Genomic DNA, 17,241 nt, shown 5'->3' with positions numbered 1-17,241 from the left:
AATTATGATTTCCTTTGATTCAAAGAAAAATAGTTTCCGTTTAGATACACCAAATTCAACATATTCAATTTTTATTAACGAGCGCGGCTATATCGGACATGCATATTATGGCAGCAAGATTGGTGAAGATGATGTTTCTTACCTCACCCGCAATATGGAATACGGTTTTTCCGGAAATAAGATTTTCCGCGAGAAAGGAATGTTTTTAGACTTCTTTCCGCAGGAACTTCCGACAGAAGGACTTGGTGATTACCGTGAATCAGCTCTTGCAGTCTGCGACAGCGAAGGTCATAACGCAATTGAATTAAAATATAAAAGCCATAAAATCAGTGCTGGTGCAAAGGAACTTCCGGGACTACCGGCTGTTTTTGGCGGGACTGAAGATTGTTCTGTCCTCGAGCTCACCGCTACAGACGACATTCTCGGCGCAGAGGTTACCCTCATTTACACTGTTTTTGAGAAAATTGATGCAATTGTTCGCTCAGTAAGAATCAAAAATAATGGAACAAAACCTTTCTATATTAAAAAGGCTCTTTCACTAGCTTTAGATATTGATAACGACAATTTTGATATGATTACACTGCACGGTTCGTGGGCACGCGAACGTCATATGGAGCGACACGCGGTTCATATGGGAAAGCAGGGCGTTGTTTCTATGCGCGGTGAAACCAGCCATCAGGAGCATCCTTTTATTGCCCTCCTCGACCACAATGCAGACTGGGATTCCGGCCGTGTTTATGGAATCAATTTTATTTACAGCGGAAACTTTGTTGCAGACGTTCAGAGAAATCAGTTTGATAATATCCGCGCAGTAATGGGAATTAACCCGGAAGGCTTTACATGGAAGCTTGAAAACGGAGAAGTTTTTGATACTCCACAGGCTGTTCTTGTTTATTCTGATTCAGGCCTCAATGCAATGAGCCGTACTTTCCACGATCTTTACCGCGAACACCTTATCCGCTCTCCATATAAAAAGGCAGACCGCCCTATCCTTATCAACAACTGGGAAGCAACCTATTTTAATTTTGATACAGACAAGCTGATTGATATTGCACGAGAGGCCAGCAAAGATGGCATTGAAATGCTTGTTATGGATGACGGCTGGTTCGGTCACCGTTCTTTTGATGACAGCTCACTCGGCGACTGGTATGTAAACGAAGATAAAATCAAAGGCGGACTCAAGCATCTTGTTGATGAAGTGAACAAGCTTGGCATGAAGTTTGGAATCTGGTTTGAACCTGAAATGATTTCTCCTGATTCTGATTTGTACCGTGCACACCCGGACTGGACAATTCAGATTCCTGGCCGCGAACCTGGTATGAGCCGCCAGCAGCTGGTACTAGACGTCACAAGAAAAGAAGTTGAAGACTATACCTACGAAAGCATCGCAAAAATTTTGAGAAGCGCAAATATTGAATATGTAAAATGGGATATGAACCGCCAATTAACAGACATAGGATCTATTGCACTGCCTGCTGACAGAATCGGCGAGTTCTATCACCGCTATGTTCTTGCTGTTTACCGTCTGCAGGAACGCTTACTCACTGAGTTCCCAAAACTTCTGCTTGAAAACTGCTCAGGTGGCGGTGCCCGCTTTGACCCGGGTATGTTCTTCTACAGCCCACAGATCTGGTGCAGTGACGACACAGATGCAATTGAGAGACTTTCTATTCAGGAAGGAACAGCCCTCATCTATCCGCTTTCCACAATGGGAGCACATGTCAGCGTCTGCCCTAACCACGCCTGTGGCCGCGTTACTCCATTTAAGACCCGAGGCTACGTTGCCCTCAGCGGAACCTTCGGCTACGAACTGGACATCACAAAACTTCCACTGGAAGAACGCGCAATGATTCCAGGTCAGGTTGCACTTTACAAAAAGTTCAGCAGCCTGGTTCGTAACGGAGACTACAGCCGTATTGCAAGTTACAGTGAAAACAACGAATATGACTGCTGGGCTAGTATTGCAAAAGATAAGTCAAAGGCACTTGTGACTTTTGTTCAGGTAATGAACCACCCGAATTATAAGACACGATTTATAAAGATTACCGGGCTTAAGCCGGATGCAAGATATAAAGTGACCTGGCCAGATGAAGACCTGTCAAAGTTACAGCCGGTAGAACTGACCGGCCTCACAATTGCAAAAGCCGGCATTCCGGTAAGACGCGACTGGGGCGACTTCCAGGGACAGTTAATCTATATTGAAGAAAAATAAATTCCTCACAGAGCTTAAGAGGACACAGAGTTTTTATAATTTTATTATCCTCTGTGCCCTCCTTTGCTCTGTGAGAAACTAATTCATTAGAGATTTCGAATCTGTTTTTGAGTAAACCCTTGTCTTAGCATAGCAGCTGTTAATTTTTCACCAGATTTTGATTTTGAAAGTTTCTCATATGCTTTGCGGCAGATCTCGTCTTCATCATTTTCTGCAAAAAAAATATCAAGGGCTTTATTTGCAACATCTCGTGCTATTCCGCGAGATGCAAGTTCTGCAGACAACCTGCTTCTTCCCTCATAGTGATTTGTTTTTCTTGTATTAAGCCAGGCAGTTGCATAACGTAAATCGCTCAAATAACCGCGCAACTCAAGATAAGACATCGCGGCTTCGACATATTTTTTATCAAACTTCTTTTCTATTAATTTACGTGTAAGTCCAAATCGGCTCTGTTCAGCACGGGCAAGATATGAAACAGCTTTGAGTTCAACTGCGCAGGTAAGACCTGCGTCGAGAAGGCAGTCGGTTTCATTTTCATCAAACTCAACACCAACATCAATTCTCTCAAAAAGACCTTCCGGCAGATATTCCGCCCGCACATAAAATGCAGAACCCTCTTCAGGCGCTACCTTGAACATTCCACTGTATGATGTTTCTGCGATTGTCTTGATAATCATATTATTGCGTTTAATTATATCAATAATCAGTTCAATATAAAAGAAAATTCCTCACAGAGCAAAAGAGGACACATACCTAAAATCGAAGAACCGTTAAAAACAAAAAAACTCGGCCGAGTGACCGAGTTTTGTAAATAAGTTCTGTAGCGAACTTGTATAAACTAACGCTTTGAGAACTGGAAGCGGCGACGAGCACCCTTCTGTCCGTACTTCTTACGCTCAACCATACGAGAATCACGTGTGAGGTATCCGTTAGCCTTGAGAGATGTACGAGCATCTGGATCAATCTGAACGAGAGCGCGTGAAATTCCGTGCAAGCAAGCAGCTGCCTGTCCGTTCATACCGCCACCCTGTACGTTGATAAGAACGTCATACTTTGAACCCATTGAAGTAACCAAAAGTGGCTGCTGAACGATCTGAATCTGTTCTGCAGTTACAAAGTATTCTTTTACATCTTTACCATTTACAACGATTTTTCCTGAGCCGTCGCGAACAAATACGCGGGCTACAGCAGTCTTTCTTCTTCCTGTACCAATAGCAATATTCTTTACCATTTTCTATCCCCCGTATTAAAGTTCAATTGGCTGTGGATTCTGTGCAGCATGTGGATGCTCAGCACCAGCGTAAATCTTTACGTTATCCATCATCTTGCGACCGAGTCTTCCGTGTGGAAGCATACCAGCAACAGCAATAGCCATTGGATCTGTAGGGTGCTTTTCAAGAAGCTTCTCATAAGTATGAGCGCGAAGTCCACCTACGAAACCTGTGTGGTGATAGTAAATCTTCTTCTGTTCTTTACCACCAGTTACAACAGCTTTTTCTGCATTGATGATTACAACGAAATCACCCATAAGCTGATTCTTTGTGTAAGTTGCTTTGTTCTTTCCACGTGCAATATAAGCTGCCTTTGCAGCAACACGTCCAAGTGGTTTTCCGGCTGCGTCAATAACGTACCATTTGCGAGCCTGTTCGTATTCTTTAACGAAAATAGTTTCCATGATATACCTTACTGTAAAATTAAAGTTTATCTGCGGTTCCAGAACTTGCATCTGAACTGAAACTGCATTGGATTTTCGATGAGCAGTCAAAAATCCAATAACGGGTAAAGTATATTATCAGATTTCAATAGATTGAGTCAATACTACTGCTGGTCGTTTTTAGCAGCATCTTCTTTTTTAGCTTCTTTTTTATCTTTAATATCTGCAGCACCAATGAAAAGACAGATAAGTCCGATGAGAGCTGCAAAAACTGGAGCTCCGCCCTTCAAAAATGCAATTACATCTGCGCCCCAGTTAAGTGGACACATAGGCAGAACTGCAAAAACTGTAAACGCAATAAAAAGTATTCCAAGTATAATAGAAATCATATTAAGTAACCTCACTATTTAGAATAATTCAATTTATGAAATCTTTCAATTATTTTCTTTTTTTTATTGACATAATTGTATATATGTATCATTTTAATCTTTATAACATTATTATTTTCGAGGTTGCTTGGTGAAAGGAAGTCAGGTTACCATTGATCATGTATCCAAAAGATTCGGCGATTTTGTTGCCCTGGATGACATCAATTTTACTATTGAACCGGGAGAGTTCTTCTCTCTTCTTGGTCCTTCTGGATGCGGAAAAACTACACTTCTCCGCATAATTGCAGGTTTTGAGTCTCCAGATGATGGAGTAGTTCTTTTTGATGACAAGAACGTAATTCCTCTTTCACCGGATAAGCGCGAATCAAATACCGTTTTCCAGACTTATGCTCTTTTTCCTCACATGACTGTTTACGAAAACGTAGCATTCTCTCTGCGTCTTAAGAAACTCCCTAAGGATGAAATTGATAAAAAGGTTCGCGAATACGTACACCTTGTACAGCTGGATCAGCACATTAACAAAAAGCCAAACCAACTCTCAGGTGGACAGAAACAGCGTGTTGCTATTGCCCGCGCCCTCATCAACGAGCCTAAGGTTCTTCTGCTCGACGAGCCTCTTTCTGCCCTTGATGCAAAGCTCCGCGCAAATCTTCTTATTGATCTGGATCGTCTTCACGACCAGATTGGTATTACATTTATCTATGTAACTCACGATCAGAGTGAAGCTCTTTCTGTTTCTGACCGCATTGCAGTTATGAACGCAGGTCATGTACTTCAGATAGGAACTCCATACGAAATTTACGAAAGCCCTGCAACTCAGTTTGTTGCTCAGTTTATTGGAGAAACTAACCTCTTTGATGCTGAAGTTGTAGACTGTGTTCCTCACAAGGACACTGCCGGTAACGATGATTTTATGGCTACCCTCAGTGTACCGGAGCTCGGAAAGCAGGCACCTCTTGCAACAGATACAGCCGCAGAAGCAGCCCTCGACCGCTTTATGCAGGTTACAGATTACGAGCACACAGACAAAGGTCAGAAAGTTGCCTTCACTATCCGTCCTGAAAAAATCAGAATTACTCTTGAACCACCTTCAACCGGTGGCCGCACAGATATAAATGTTTTCAGTGGAATCGTAGAGGAGCCTATTTATTCAGGCTTCCAGTCTAAGTTCTATGTAAAGCTTGATACAGGTAAAGTTATCAAAGTATTCAAGCAGCATACGGACTATATGGATGATGGTCCTGTTATCCAGTGGAAAGACAGGGTTTATGTTTCCTGGTCTGCAGAAGACGCTTATATTGTTGAGGACATCAATAAATAATGAAAGATAAACGACTATCTAAAGAATTACATGATTCCCGCGTCGGCTCTTTTTACGGCTGGCCAATGGGACTCTGGTTTATTATTTTCTTTGTTGCTCCACTTGTAATCATCTTTATCTACAGTTTTTTAAAGAAAGGTGTTTACGGTGGCGTTGAATGGAAGTTCTCTCTCAAAGCTTATAAGCAGATGTGTAAGCCGGAATATGGTCTGATTGTACTTAGAACTCTTAAAATCACTATTATTTCTACTATATTAACGATTTTAGTTTCAATTCCGAGTGCTTATGCAATGGCCCGCAGCCGTCATCAGACTCTCTTCCTTTTTATGATTATCATTCCGTTCTGGACAAACTCACTTATCCGCATTTTTGCCTGGATGAGCATTTTGAACAACGACGGTATTCTCAATCAGATTTTGATGAAGCTGCATCTTATAAAGGATTATGTTCCTTTCCTATATAATACTAAGGCCGTTATTCTTGTAAGCGTGTATATGTATATTCCGTATGCAATTCTACCAATCTTTACTGCAGTAGACCGATTTGACTTTTCTCTCCTTGAAGCCGCACGCGACCTTGGAGCAACTAAGCCACAGTCTATGTTTAAGGTTCTGATTCCGGGAATCCGCAGCGGTATTATTTCTGCACTGATTTTTACCTTCATTCCGATTTTCGGTGCATATACAGTACCTCTCCTCGTTGGTGGAAAAGATTCTTACATGCTCGGAAACATCATTGTTGATCAGGTTCAGAAGACACGTAACTGGCCTCTTGCTGCTGCATTCTCTATGGTAATTACAATTATTTCTGTTATTGGAATTATGATGATTACCCGCTCTAATTCACAGGAAGCTCAGCTCAAGAAAAAGAATACAAAAGAAGATAACTATGTTGGAGGTGTACAGTAATGGCAAGAACTCTTGGTGTACTGTTTCATAACGCCTTCGCAAGCATGAATAAACCTCGCTCTGAAAATGCCCGTCACGCTAAACGTGCATGGAGACGTCATAATCACAAATTTTCATTTTCAAAGCTTGTACTCTGGCTCACTATAGTGTTCCTCTTTCTGCCTCTCTTTGTAATCATTGTTTATTCCTTCAATGAAAGCAAGGGTGCAGAGTTTACAAAGGTAAGCCTTACCTGGTATAAGGAGCTTTTCTTTAATTCAAAAGCTCTGTGGCAGGCTCTTTTAAATAGTATTCTGATTGCTTTTTCTTCTGCAGCTGTTTCTACAGTACTGGGAACTATGGCTTCTATCGGTGTAAACTGGTATAAGTTCCGCGGAAAGAAATTCATTCAGACACTCACCTACCTTCCTATGGTTTTGCCGGAAGTTATCATCGGTATTTCTATGGTAATTTTCTTTAGTGGTATTCATATGCCGCTTGGACTTTTTACCGTATTTGCCGCACACACAACCTTCTGTCTTCCGTTTGTTTTCCTTATGGTAAATGCACGCCTCGACGAGTTTGATTACTCTATCGTAGAAGCATCACATGACCTTGGAGCTACCGAAGTTCAGACAATGTTCAAGGTTGTCGTTCCTGCTATCATGCCAGGAATTCTTTCCGGCTTCCTCATGGCAATTACAATGTCTCTTGAAGACTTTGTAATCACATTCTTTGTTGCAGGCCCTGGTTCTACTACCCTGCCGCTTTATGTTTACTCGATGATCCGCTTCGGAGTTTCACCGGTAATCAATTCACTTTCTGTAATTATGATTATTTTTACCTGTTCGATTGCCTTTATCTGCCGTAAGGGACTCAAAGGCTTTGCTGCAGGTCATTAATATTATTTATTCGTCATTGCGAGCCAAAGGCGAAGCAATCCATTGCAATAGATTGCCACGTCGCTTTGCTCCTCGCAATGACGGAGAATAGGAGATTTTAATGAAAAAGATTGCACTTGCAATTATGGCACTTGTTGCTGTCACATTCACTTTCACCTCATGTGGTGATGAAAAAGATGATGGAACTCTTTATCTTTATAACTGGACTTATTACACTCCAGATTCAGTTCTCAAGGCTTTTGAAAAAGAATTCAACTGTACAGTAAAAGTTGATACCTTCGACTCAAACGAAGTTATGTATGCTAAACTCAAGGCCGGAGCTAAGGGATATGACATCACATTCCCATCACAGGACTACACATCTATCATGATCAATCAGAAGATGCTTCAGAAAATTGATCAGACAAAGTTCACAAACAAGAAATACATCAACATTGATACCAAAAAGCTTATGACTTTTGACCCTGAAATGGAATGGCAGGTTCCTTACTATCTTGGTATGGCTGGTATTGCTGTAAACAAACAGAAGGTATCTAATTATGAAAAATCATGGAACATTTTTGCACGCACAGACCTCAAAGGCCACATGTCTATGATGGATGATATGCGTGAAGTTATCGGTGACGCTCTTGCTTACCAGGGACTTTCTGTAAACACAGTTGATGACGCAAAGCTTCAGGCTGCTACAGACCTTATCAACACTTCATGGAAGCCAAACCTTGTAAAGTTTGATGCAGAAGGCTTTGGTAAGTCTTTTGCTGCAGGAGACTTCTGGGTATGCCAGGGTTATGCTGAAGTTGTATTTGGTGAAGTTCCGGAAGAAAAGCAGGAAGATATGATTGACTTCTTTATTCCAAAAGAAGGTGGTCCTATGTATCTCGACTCTATGGTTATTCTTAAGGGGGCAAAACATTACGACCGCGCCAACGAGTTCATCAACTTCATCCATAGACCAGAAATTTATGCTATGTTCCTCGATGATTTCCGTTTCCCAGGTTATGTAAACCTCGAAGCAGAAAAACACCGCACAACAGTTCCAATGTACAAGGCAGAGGAAATGGCTTCTGGTGAACTCAAGCTTGATGTAGGTGAAGATCTCGAAAAATTCAACGAAAAGTGGGAAACAATTCGTTTTACTGCTGACTAAAACTTCAATAACTATGGTTATTTAAAATAACCATAGTTAATTCAATTTTATAAAATTAATTTGACTTATGCTCATTTTAGACTTACCATAATAATTGCCGAGAGGGGTAAATAAAAATAGTAGGTTAAAAAATGAGCGTAAACCTTTCTGTTGTTCTCGACAATATCGCTGCCCCTGTTATTGTTGGAACTCCCATTAAAGACAACACTGGAAAAATCATAGATTTTGATATCGTTTATACCAATGAGGAAGTAAAAAAAGCCGCCGGCTTTATTATGCAGAACAAGCCTAAATGGTCTGATTTCTCCATGAATATTACCTCCGACATACCCTGGTTTAAAATGGCACTTGATGCTATTGCCGGCCGTTTCTATGATGACATCAAATACTTTTCACCTTCAACTCAAGCCTGGTATAAAATTGAGATGAAGTATGTACCTTCCGAAAAGTACATCATAATCACTTTTATCAATATAACTTCTGAACGCGAATATTATAGAAAACTAAAGAAAACCCTTATCACAGATCCTATGACAGGCTTTTCAAACCGAACAGGTTTTGCAGATACTTTTGCAATCACCCTTGAAACAGCCCGCTTTAAAAAATACAGGGCTGCCCTTCTTGTTGTTGATATTGATAACCTTCAGAATATAAATGATTCCCTTGGAAGTGCTGCAGGAGATCAGGTTATTCTTGATGTTGCAGATGTCCTAAAACAGTTTCAGAGAGAATACATTCAAATCTTCCGATACGGTGATGATGAGTTTGCTGTAATAATCACAAATTTTGAAAGCGATGATTCTCTTGTAAACTTTATTGACTGTATTTTTGATGCATTCCAGCTGAAACAGATTTCTGTTTCCGGCGGTATTTCAATGTTCCCGGCTAATACAGAACAGAAAGAAGAACTGATTCGCTTTGCAGACATGGCAGTTCATTATGCAAAAAAGAACGGAAAGAACAGCTTTTTTTATTTTGAACCTGAGATGCAGAGAGTTTTCATTCAGCATCTTACCCTTCAGACAAAAATGAACGAAGCCCTTTTGGGAAGCTGCTTTACACAGTACTATCAGCCTCAGTTTGATATTCAGTCTGGAAAACTCCGAGGTTTTGAAGCCCTTATCAGATGGCATGATGACGAGCTTGGAACAATCTCTCCAGCCGTATTTATTCCTCTTGCCGAAGAATCAGGCCTCATAGTTCCTATAGGAAAATGGGTTTTAAGAACAGCTATAACCACACTCAAAACATGGCAGGCTAAATACGATTTCCGTGGAATTATTTCTGTAAACGTATCTCCAATTCAACTTCTCTGTGACAACTTTTTACAGGAACTTGAAGAACTCATTCTTGAATATAAGGTTGATCCCGAACTTCTTGAAATTGAAATCACAGAAGGTGTTATGATTAACAATATGGGAGATGCAATTGATAAGCTCCGCCATATAAAAGCCATGGGCATCCGAGTTTCTCTTGATGATTTTGGAACAGGCTATTCTTCCCTAAGTTACCTTCAGATGTTGCCTTTGAATACCCTTAAAATTGACAAAGCCTTTATAAACGATATCACTTCAAAAGATGGAGTTCAGGCGACAATCACCCGCTCTATTATTGATATGGTAGAAAAGATGGGGCTTGAAACTATTGCAGAAGGTGTTGAAAATAAAGAACAGCTTGAGCTGCTTCATAAGTTTAACTGTAATTTTGTTCAGGGCTTTTTACGAGGAAAACCAATGCCATATCAGCTTTGTGACGCATATCTGGCCGGTGATGTAAATGCACTGCTGAAAAACTAATCATCAGCTCTATATTCGACATATCGAACACGACCTTCGGTAACAGCTCGCTTAATCTCTCTTTCTCGTCCGCTGAGTGCAGATTTTCCTGTTTTCACTTCAATTAAAAGAACTTCTTTTACGTTATTATCCTCTGTCATACCGGGAAATGCTATAAAATCAACCGGCTTACCAATAAAGCGGGCGTCACCGGGATTACATGGAAAGCCCGGCAGATAAGGAGCAACCTGTTCTGCAAGCTGACCTCCCAGAACAGAACGGGAACGTTTAATGGCATCTGAACGAAGCGATGCATGATTTTTATGAAGACGGATTGTCTGTATAATCAGAAGAAGAAATACAACAGAAAATGCAATAAGTGCAGGAAAAGGGATTTCCAACACTATATTTTTAATGTAACTTAAAAACTGCTCAATCATTTTTACAATATAAACCATAAATGCCGATAATGATAGTATCAGGAGGTTCATTTCTTTATGAAACGTATATCTGTAACTGCAATACTTTTATTCATTACCTTTTCTTTATTTGCCGATGAAGGCATTTTATTTGAATTTAAGCAGAAAAAAGGTGATGCTGTATCACATGTAGCCACAGTTGAAGAAGAAGCTTATATAAATGGAAGATTAAATAATAGAACAGAGTTTATAAACCGTACTTCCACCACCGTAACAGAAACTCAACAGGATGGATCTGCTAAACTTTTTACTCACTACATGACAACTCAGAACAACTTTATGAATTCCACTGGAAGAATGCTTTCCTGGGGAGAAGAAAATTCCGTTAGAGTTTACCGCGATGCTAATGGACAGCTCCACGACTCTGACAATGATTATCTGCCTACAGTACAAAGCGTTCCATCTTTTTCTGATAAAAAAATCAAGATTGGTGAATCATGGACAAGTGAAGGTCTTGAAGTACATGATTGCCGCGAGCTGTTTAATATGGAAGAAGCTATCCAGGTTCCTTTTACAGCTACCTATACTTATATTGGTGATGAAGAAACAGATGATAAAATCCTCCGTGTACTCGAAGTGCAGTATAAGTTCTTTCAGGATAATCTGAGTGAAAATAATTACAATTCAGACTGTACTTATGCAGGAACTCAGGGTCAGGCAATTCAGAAAATCTGGTGGGACAATGAACGCGGAGAACTCGACCATTATACAGAAGAATTTGTAATCTACATGTATGATACCTATAACAACACCTTTGCATTCCGGGGAACTGCCCATGGTGAGGTAACTGATTATAAATCTGTAAATGACAAAACTAACCTTAAAAAACTTCAGAAAACAGTTGAAAAATATAAACTTGATAATATTTCTATAAAACAGGGAGATAAAGGTCTTACAATCAGTCTGGATGCAATTCAGTTTGAACCGGATTCTGTTATCCTTCTTCCTTCTGAAAAGAAAAAAATTGAAAAAATCGGTGAGATTCTAAAAGAGTTTTCAAACGACCTTTTGATTACAGGCCACTGTGCAGACCGCGGAACCGTAAAAATGCAGCAGAAACTTTCTGAAGAACGCGCAGATGCAGTTGCTGAATTCCTTGTACAACTTGGTATTCGCGATCAGTATCATGTATTCACACAGGGTAAGGGTGCTACGGAGCCTGTCGCAACGAATTCTACGGAAGCTGGGCGAGTAAAAAATAGACGTGTTGAAATCACAATTATGGATTAATTACTGTGAATACAAAAATCTGACGGGCGCGAGCGAATCACGACTAGAAACTGCATTTGGGCGTTCGCGAGCGGAAGCGCCAGCTGAAGCGAGTCGGATACCTCTTACGCCCAACCGCAGTTTGATAGGCGTGATGCAGCGGGAGCCCGTCAGATTTTTGAAGACTTCCGTTTTCTAATCCTTAACTGTCCTTTCCAAAAAAAATTATCAATTTCAATACGCCCGGAATCCTTTAACTGTTTTACCACTTCCACCGTGTCCTTGTGAGTCCAGACATTGAGGCCTAAAAGGCGGCGGGTACGGTTATTCATAGTTTCGAATAATTCTGTTTCTATTTCATCTTCCGAATAGTAGTTTCTGGCTTTTTTTATGATTTCATAGGCTGTCTGCCAGTCAGAAGGCGGAGATTTTTGTGGAGTAGCTGCACGCCGCGCATCGCATAAGTCACAGCCGCTACAGACTGCCTGCTCGGCGCCCAGCGCGTCGAGTAAAACCTGGCGGCGGCATTCTGTGGTTTCTGCGAAGTCCCTCATGGCAGCCTGACGGGTGCCCGGTGCATATACAGAATAATCCAGAGAGTCTGCGGGACTCCATAAAAGTATTGCCTTGGCGATGCTGCCATCACGGCCGCCGCGGCCGGCTTCCTGAATGTACGCTTCAGCTGTTGCGGATGGCACTATATGAACAACAGTCTTAATGTCTTTTTTATCCACACCCATTCCATAGGCACAGGTAGCGCACAAGATCCCATCCTTACTGTCATAAAACCATTTTTCTGTTTCATCTTTTTCCGATTTATCAAGGCCTGCGTGATAAAACCGCGCAGTTCCGTCTCCAAGACACACATTTAATTCCCGCGCCATATCTTCAGCTTTATTACGAGTACCGCAGAAAATAATCATGGGGCGCTGTTCTGTTCTGGCGAGCAGCAGAGCTTCCTTCTTTTTTGCAGCTGCCTGTCGGACATAATAAATAATATTCTTTCTGTCACTTTCACTTCTTACAACATGTGCATTTCCATCAAAAAGAATTTCTGCGACACGTGAAAGCACTTCTGGAGACGCAGTTGCCGTAAAAGCTGTAATTACCGGCGGATTCAGTACTTTTATTACATTACCAAGTCCAAGATAAGCCGGACGGAATGAATCACCCCATTCTGAAACACAATGAGCTTCATCTATGGCTATATGCTTTATCCCTACATCCTTCAACTGCTCTAAAAGACTTTCACTCTGCAAAACTTCTGGATTTGCCAGAATTATCTGTGCCCCTTCCCTGATTTTACGAAAGTTTTCTTCACGTTCTTCGTCAGTCTGCCCGCCTCGAAAAGTCACACTTCTAAGACTCCCCTCTTCCATACGCCTCTGCTGATCGGTCATAAGGGCAAGAAGAGGATAAATGATTAAAGACGGTCCATCCAGAAGCAATGCCGGAATCTGAAAACAAAGTGACTTTCCCGCGCCCGTTGGAAGCAGTACAATCTGCCGGCCTTTACAGAACGAATCTGTAAGCTCACCTTCATCTTCATACTCAAGAGGCTTTTTCCAGTACTCATAAGCTTCGAGAATATTTGAAACGACAAGTCTCTGCCATGGATACAGATACTTTATTCCAAAATTGTTAAAAGCAGTCTGTGTTACATAATCCAGACATGGTTCATCTGTAGAAATGATTTCATTATTACCCATATCTATAATATGGTACGGCTTTAAAGATTTCAGGAAGTTTTAAGAGTAAAATTTAATGAAAAAGTTTTATTTTTCTTCTGCAGAAGCTTCTTCACCCTCTGCTTTAGGTTCTTCTTTCTTTGGTGCAGGTGCTGCATTAGAACCTTTTTTATTTTTAGGTTTATGAGGCTTTTTCTTGTATGTAGTAACAAATTTTGCAAACTGAATTACAAGAATCATGACAATAACAGTTCCAATTACACGAAAATCTTTTAATACGCCTAAAATAACTGATAAATATTCTTTTATTGCCATACTTTTTTATCGGTCAAAATCACTTGATTCAATAGTTATTCTTCTTTATCTTTATCTATCAAGTGAGGTTTTAATATGAATAAAAAGGAATATATAAAAGGTGCTAACCCTTATATGCCGCTTTGGGAACATGTTCCAGACGGAGAACCACGAGTTTTTGAATATAATGGAGAAAAGAGAGTTTATCTTTACGGCTCTCACGATACACTTAAAACTGAATATTGTGGAACTGATCAGGTTGTATGGTCTGCCCCAGTTGATGATTTAACTAACTGGACCTGTCACGGTGTATGCTATACTTCTACAGACGGTTCAATTTTGTATGCTCCAGACGTTGTTCAGAAAGGCGATACATTCTATATGTATGCAGCAGAAGCAAAAGGTTCACGCATCATGCTGGCTACAAGTAAGAATCCTGCAGGACCTTTTACAAATCCAAAACTTACAGAACTTGCCTTTGATCCTGGTATTTTAGTTGATGATGATGGCAAGGTTTATGCCTTCTGGGGTTTCTGTAAGCAATACTGTGCAGAGCTCAACGACGATATGTGTACAATTAAAAAGGAAACTCTCCGCGAAAATGTTGTAAAGCACAGTATTACTCCATGGTCCCCAGATGATGGTATGGATGATGAAAATGATGCTTTCTTTGAGGCCTCTTCTCCTCGTAAGCTTTTTGGTAAATATGTTTTCATCTATTCTAAGCGTTACTACACTCACCGCCCACAGTATGGTGTTTACGAAGACTGTAACGGATTCCTTTCTTACAAATACTGCGACACTCCTCTTGGAGATTACAAGATGGGTGGCGATATCAGTTTTAACGGCGGCGAGATTCTTCCTGGTCCTGACGGCAAAAATCAGATGAGCTACCGCTGGGGTAACAACCACGGAAGTCTTATGGAAGTAAACGGCCAGTGGTACATTTTCTATCACCGCCAGATTGGAACTGATGAGTATTCTCGTCAGGCTATGCTTGAACCTGTTGATGTTGCAATGGATAAAAACGGCCGTATTTTTGTTGGAAAGATTACTTACAAGGATGGAGAGCCTGTTGCTTCAGAGCCAGTTGAAATGACATCTCAGGGTGCCCACATCAACGGTCTTGATGCACGCAAGTGGATTTCTGCAGGTTATGCTGTTCATATCTATGGTGGTGCAAAAGGCGGATACAACGGTGGCATGGGCGGCGCTTACATTAAACCTGTTTATGAAAAGGATGATAATATCTCTTCTCCAATCGTTGATATCACAAGCAATTTGACTGTAGGCTTCCGCTATCTTCAGTTTGGTGCAAATACTCCTAAGACTGTTACAGCTGATATTCTTGCAAAAGAAGATTTGACTGTAAATGTTCGCGTTGACGATTATAAGGGCAAGGTTATTGCATCATTTGATATGAAGAAAGGTGAGAAAACAGCAACTGTCCCACTCACTTCTGGTGTGATTGGAAAGCGTGCGGTTTACTTTGAGTTCTTGTCTTCATCAAAAGAAATAATTGCAGAATTTGATAAATTTACATTTGATTAATAAAACGAAATCTAAAAATAAATAGAAATAGTTTCAGAACTTCCGCATTTAAAAGAATCAAAGAAAATTTTGGCGCGAAAGAGCGGATTTGTAGGGCAAAAAGACTTTGTTTGTGGTTGCCGCGAAAGCGGCAGGTATAATAGTTTCTATACCACAAACAACGTCTAGCGCAATATTGCGCGTTTTTGACCTACAAATACGAGACTGGGAGCCAAAGTTCACGGTTTACTTATAATACGGAAGCCTTGAAAATTGTTCCAAAATTCTTGTTTTTTTTTCTAATATTTCTATAATTAGAAACATGGTTGGAATTATTGATTTTAATGCAGGAAATATCACTAGTCTTGAGCGTGCTCTGGATTATCTGAAGATTCCTTATATCCGTTCTAAAAATCCTTCTGAACTGAAAGATTGTGACCGCTTTATGTTCCCTGGCGATGGTGATGATGCCTACGCTATGGCTGAGCTTAAAAAAAGCGGCTTTGATGAATTCGTTCGTGAGCAGGTTGCTGCGGGCAAGCCTCTTCTTGGAATCTGTGTTGGTTCTCAGATTATTTTTGAACATTCTGAAGAAGGCGATGCTACCTGTCTTGGTCTTGTTGAAGGCGAAATCAAACATTTTTATACAATTGAGCCAAAGATGAAGGAAGATAAAATCAAGGTTCCTCACATGGGCTGGAATAACATCAGCTTTGAAAACGGTGACTGCCCTATTCTGGCAGGAATTAAAAATGATTCTGATGTTTACTTTGTTCACTCTTTTGTAATCTGTCCTAAAGATGCATCGGTTGTAAAAGCTTATGCTGAATATGGAATTAAAGTTCCTTCTGTAATTCAGAAAGGAAATGTATTTGCCTGTCAGTTCCACCCGGAAAAAAGTGGTGTGACTGGACTGAAGATTATTGAGAACTTCTGTAAGTTGGGGACATCATGCTAAAGAAAAGAATTATTATATGTCTGGATGTAAAGGACGGACGAACTACTAAGGGTGTAAAGTTTCAGAATAATATAGATATCGGCGATCCTGTTGAGATGGCTGCTGAATATTACCGACAGGGCGTTGATGAGCTGGTTTTTTACGATATTATTGCTTCGGCTCGAGGGCGTGGTCCTATTCTTGATTTGATATCGCGCGTTGCTCAGCAGGTTTTCATTCCTTTCTGCGTTGGCGGTGGAATCGGTACTATCGAAGATATCCGCTCTACTATTCTTGCCGGTGCTGAAAAAGTTTCTCTGAATAGTCAGGCTGTAAAGAACCCGGGACTTATTACTGAGGGCGCAAAGGTTTTTGGAAGCCAGAGTATTGTTCTTGGTATGGATGTTCGCCGCGACCCTACAAAACCAAGCGGATTTGGAACTACTATCAACGGTGGCCGCGTAGACACAGGGCTCGATGCTCTTGAATGGGCTAAGCGTGGTGTTGAACTTGGCGCCGGTGAAATTGTATTGAACTCTATGGATGCTGACGGAACAAAGAATGGTTATGATATCGAGCTTACACGTTTGATTTCCGAAAATGTTCCGGTTCCTGTTATTGCCAGTGGCGGCGGCGGTACCCCTGCCCACTTAGCAGACGCACTCACCACAGGAAAGGCAGACGCAGCGCTTGTTGCCAGCATGGTTCACAACGGAACTTATACTGTAGGCCAGATTAAAGATGAATTGAACCGAAACGGTGTTCCTGTTCGTCTTTAATATCTGCTTAAAAAATTCAGAATAATTGTATTTTTTTC

The 17,241-nt window shown here is 40.8% G+C and carries 17 protein-coding genes; 10 read left to right on the top strand and 7 right to left on the bottom strand.

What is annotated here, in order from left to right; translation table 11 throughout:
* The first annotated feature begins 4 nt into the window (after positions 1-4).
* Complete coding sequence (locus tag AABJ44_RS05675) at positions 5-2,212, top strand: alpha-galactosidase (protein ID WP_338370951.1); 2,208 nt, start codon at positions 5-7, stop codon at positions 2,210-2,212.
* A gap of 86 nt (positions 2,213-2,298) precedes the next feature.
* Here the strand turns inward: AABJ44_RS05675 and AABJ44_RS05670 are convergent, their stop codons facing one another.
* From AABJ44_RS05670 to AABJ44_RS05655, 4 genes are all read right to left on the bottom strand, one after another.
* Positions 2,299-2,889, bottom strand: a complete 591-nt coding sequence (locus AABJ44_RS05670) for a regulatory protein RecX (protein ID WP_338370950.1) — start codon at positions 2,887-2,889, stop codon at positions 2,299-2,301.
* 161 nt (positions 2,890-3,050) lie between these two features.
* Positions 3,051-3,443 carry a 30S ribosomal protein S9 gene (rpsI, locus tag AABJ44_RS05665; RefSeq protein ID WP_074644608.1) on the bottom strand — a complete coding sequence of 131 codons (393 nt, stop codon included), beginning with the start codon at positions 3,441-3,443 and terminating at the stop codon, positions 3,051-3,053.
* 15 nt (positions 3,444-3,458) lie between these two features.
* On the bottom strand, positions 3,459-3,887 hold the full coding sequence (gene rplM / locus AABJ44_RS05660) for a 50S ribosomal protein L13 (protein WP_074644727.1): 429 nt from the start codon (positions 3,885-3,887) through the stop codon (positions 3,459-3,461).
* A 143-nt stretch (positions 3,888-4,030) separates the two neighbouring features.
* Positions 4,031-4,255 carry a hypothetical protein gene (locus AABJ44_RS05655; protein WP_074644606.1) on the bottom strand — a complete coding sequence of 75 codons (225 nt, stop codon included), beginning with the start codon at positions 4,253-4,255 and terminating at the stop codon, positions 4,031-4,033.
* Between the two features lie 130 nt (positions 4,256-4,385).
* On the opposite strand from AABJ44_RS05655, the gene AABJ44_RS05650 reads away from it, so the two are divergent.
* From AABJ44_RS05650 to AABJ44_RS05630, 5 genes are all read left to right on the top strand, one after another.
* On the top strand, positions 4,386-5,576 hold the full coding sequence (locus AABJ44_RS05650; RefSeq protein ID WP_338370949.1) for an ABC transporter ATP-binding protein: 1,191 nt from the start codon (positions 4,386-4,388) through the stop codon (positions 5,574-5,576).
* Positions 5,576-6,484, top strand: a complete 909-nt coding sequence (locus AABJ44_RS05645) for an ABC transporter permease (RefSeq protein ID WP_338370948.1) — start codon at positions 5,576-5,578, stop codon at positions 6,482-6,484. Before AABJ44_RS05650 ends, AABJ44_RS05645 begins: the two co-directional genes overlap by 1 nt.
* Positions 6,484-7,365: an ABC transporter permease gene (locus tag AABJ44_RS05640; protein ID WP_338370947.1), complete on the top strand. Its 882-nt coding sequence runs from the start codon at positions 6,484-6,486 to the stop codon at positions 7,363-7,365. The genes AABJ44_RS05645 and AABJ44_RS05640 overlap by 1 nt, the downstream gene beginning before the upstream one ends.
* A gap of 100 nt (positions 7,366-7,465) precedes the next feature.
* The gene (locus tag AABJ44_RS05635) at positions 7,466-8,512 is read left to right on the top strand and encodes an extracellular solute-binding protein (protein ID WP_338370946.1); all 1,047 of its coding nucleotides are present in this window, start codon (positions 7,466-7,468) and stop codon (positions 8,510-8,512) included.
* A gap of 131 nt (positions 8,513-8,643) precedes the next feature.
* On the top strand, positions 8,644-10,308 hold the full coding sequence (locus AABJ44_RS05630) for a putative bifunctional diguanylate cyclase/phosphodiesterase (protein WP_338370945.1): 1,665 nt from the start codon (positions 8,644-8,646) through the stop codon (positions 10,306-10,308).
* Here AABJ44_RS05630 and AABJ44_RS05625 read toward each other — a convergent pair.
* Complete coding sequence (locus AABJ44_RS05625; protein WP_338370944.1) at positions 10,305-10,727, bottom strand: Holliday junction resolvase-like protein; 423 nt, start codon at positions 10,725-10,727, stop codon at positions 10,305-10,307. The genes AABJ44_RS05630 and AABJ44_RS05625 overlap by 4 nt on opposite strands.
* Before the next feature lie 57 nt (positions 10,728-10,784).
* Between AABJ44_RS05625 and AABJ44_RS05620 the strand changes: the two genes are divergently transcribed.
* A complete protein-coding gene (locus tag AABJ44_RS05620) occupies positions 10,785-11,996 on the top strand; it encodes an OmpA family protein (protein ID WP_338370943.1) in 1,212 nt (403 codons plus the stop codon).
* Between the two features lie 149 nt (positions 11,997-12,145).
* On the opposite strand, the gene AABJ44_RS05615 is transcribed toward AABJ44_RS05620, so the two are convergent.
* A complete protein-coding gene (locus tag AABJ44_RS05615; RefSeq protein ID WP_338370942.1) occupies positions 12,146-13,684 on the bottom strand; it encodes a RecQ family ATP-dependent DNA helicase in 1,539 nt (512 codons plus the stop codon).
* Positions 13,685-13,750: 66 nt separating this feature from the next.
* The gene (locus AABJ44_RS05610) at positions 13,751-13,978 is read right to left on the bottom strand and encodes a hypothetical protein (protein ID WP_338370941.1); all 228 of its coding nucleotides are present in this window, start codon (positions 13,976-13,978) and stop codon (positions 13,751-13,753) included.
* A 75-nt stretch (positions 13,979-14,053) separates the two neighbouring features.
* On the opposite strand from AABJ44_RS05610, the gene AABJ44_RS05605 reads away from it, so the two are divergent.
* The 3 genes from AABJ44_RS05605 to hisF all read left to right on the top strand — a co-directional run bounded on the left by AABJ44_RS05605 (position 14,054) and on the right by hisF (position 17,203).
* Positions 14,054-15,508 carry a family 43 glycosylhydrolase gene (locus tag AABJ44_RS05605; protein WP_338370940.1) on the top strand — a complete coding sequence of 485 codons (1,455 nt, stop codon included), beginning with the start codon at positions 14,054-14,056 and terminating at the stop codon, positions 15,506-15,508.
* A gap of 301 nt (positions 15,509-15,809) precedes the next feature.
* Complete coding sequence (gene hisH, locus AABJ44_RS05600; protein WP_338370939.1) at positions 15,810-16,445, top strand: imidazole glycerol phosphate synthase subunit HisH; 636 nt, start codon at positions 15,810-15,812, stop codon at positions 16,443-16,445.
* Positions 16,439-17,203 carry an imidazole glycerol phosphate synthase subunit HisF gene (hisF, locus tag AABJ44_RS05595; RefSeq protein ID WP_074644591.1) on the top strand — a complete coding sequence of 255 codons (765 nt, stop codon included), beginning with the start codon at positions 16,439-16,441 and terminating at the stop codon, positions 17,201-17,203. The genes hisH and hisF overlap by 7 nt, the downstream gene beginning before the upstream one ends.
* Positions 17,204-17,241 lie beyond the last annotated feature (38 nt).

Source organism: Treponema bryantii, from assembly GCF_036492245.1.
Classification (GTDB): Bacteria; Spirochaetota; Spirochaetia; order Treponematales; family Treponemataceae; genus Treponema_D; species Treponema_D bryantii_C.
The sequence above is the reverse complement of the archived record's forward strand: the minus strand, read 5'-3'. Positions and strand labels throughout refer to the sequence as shown.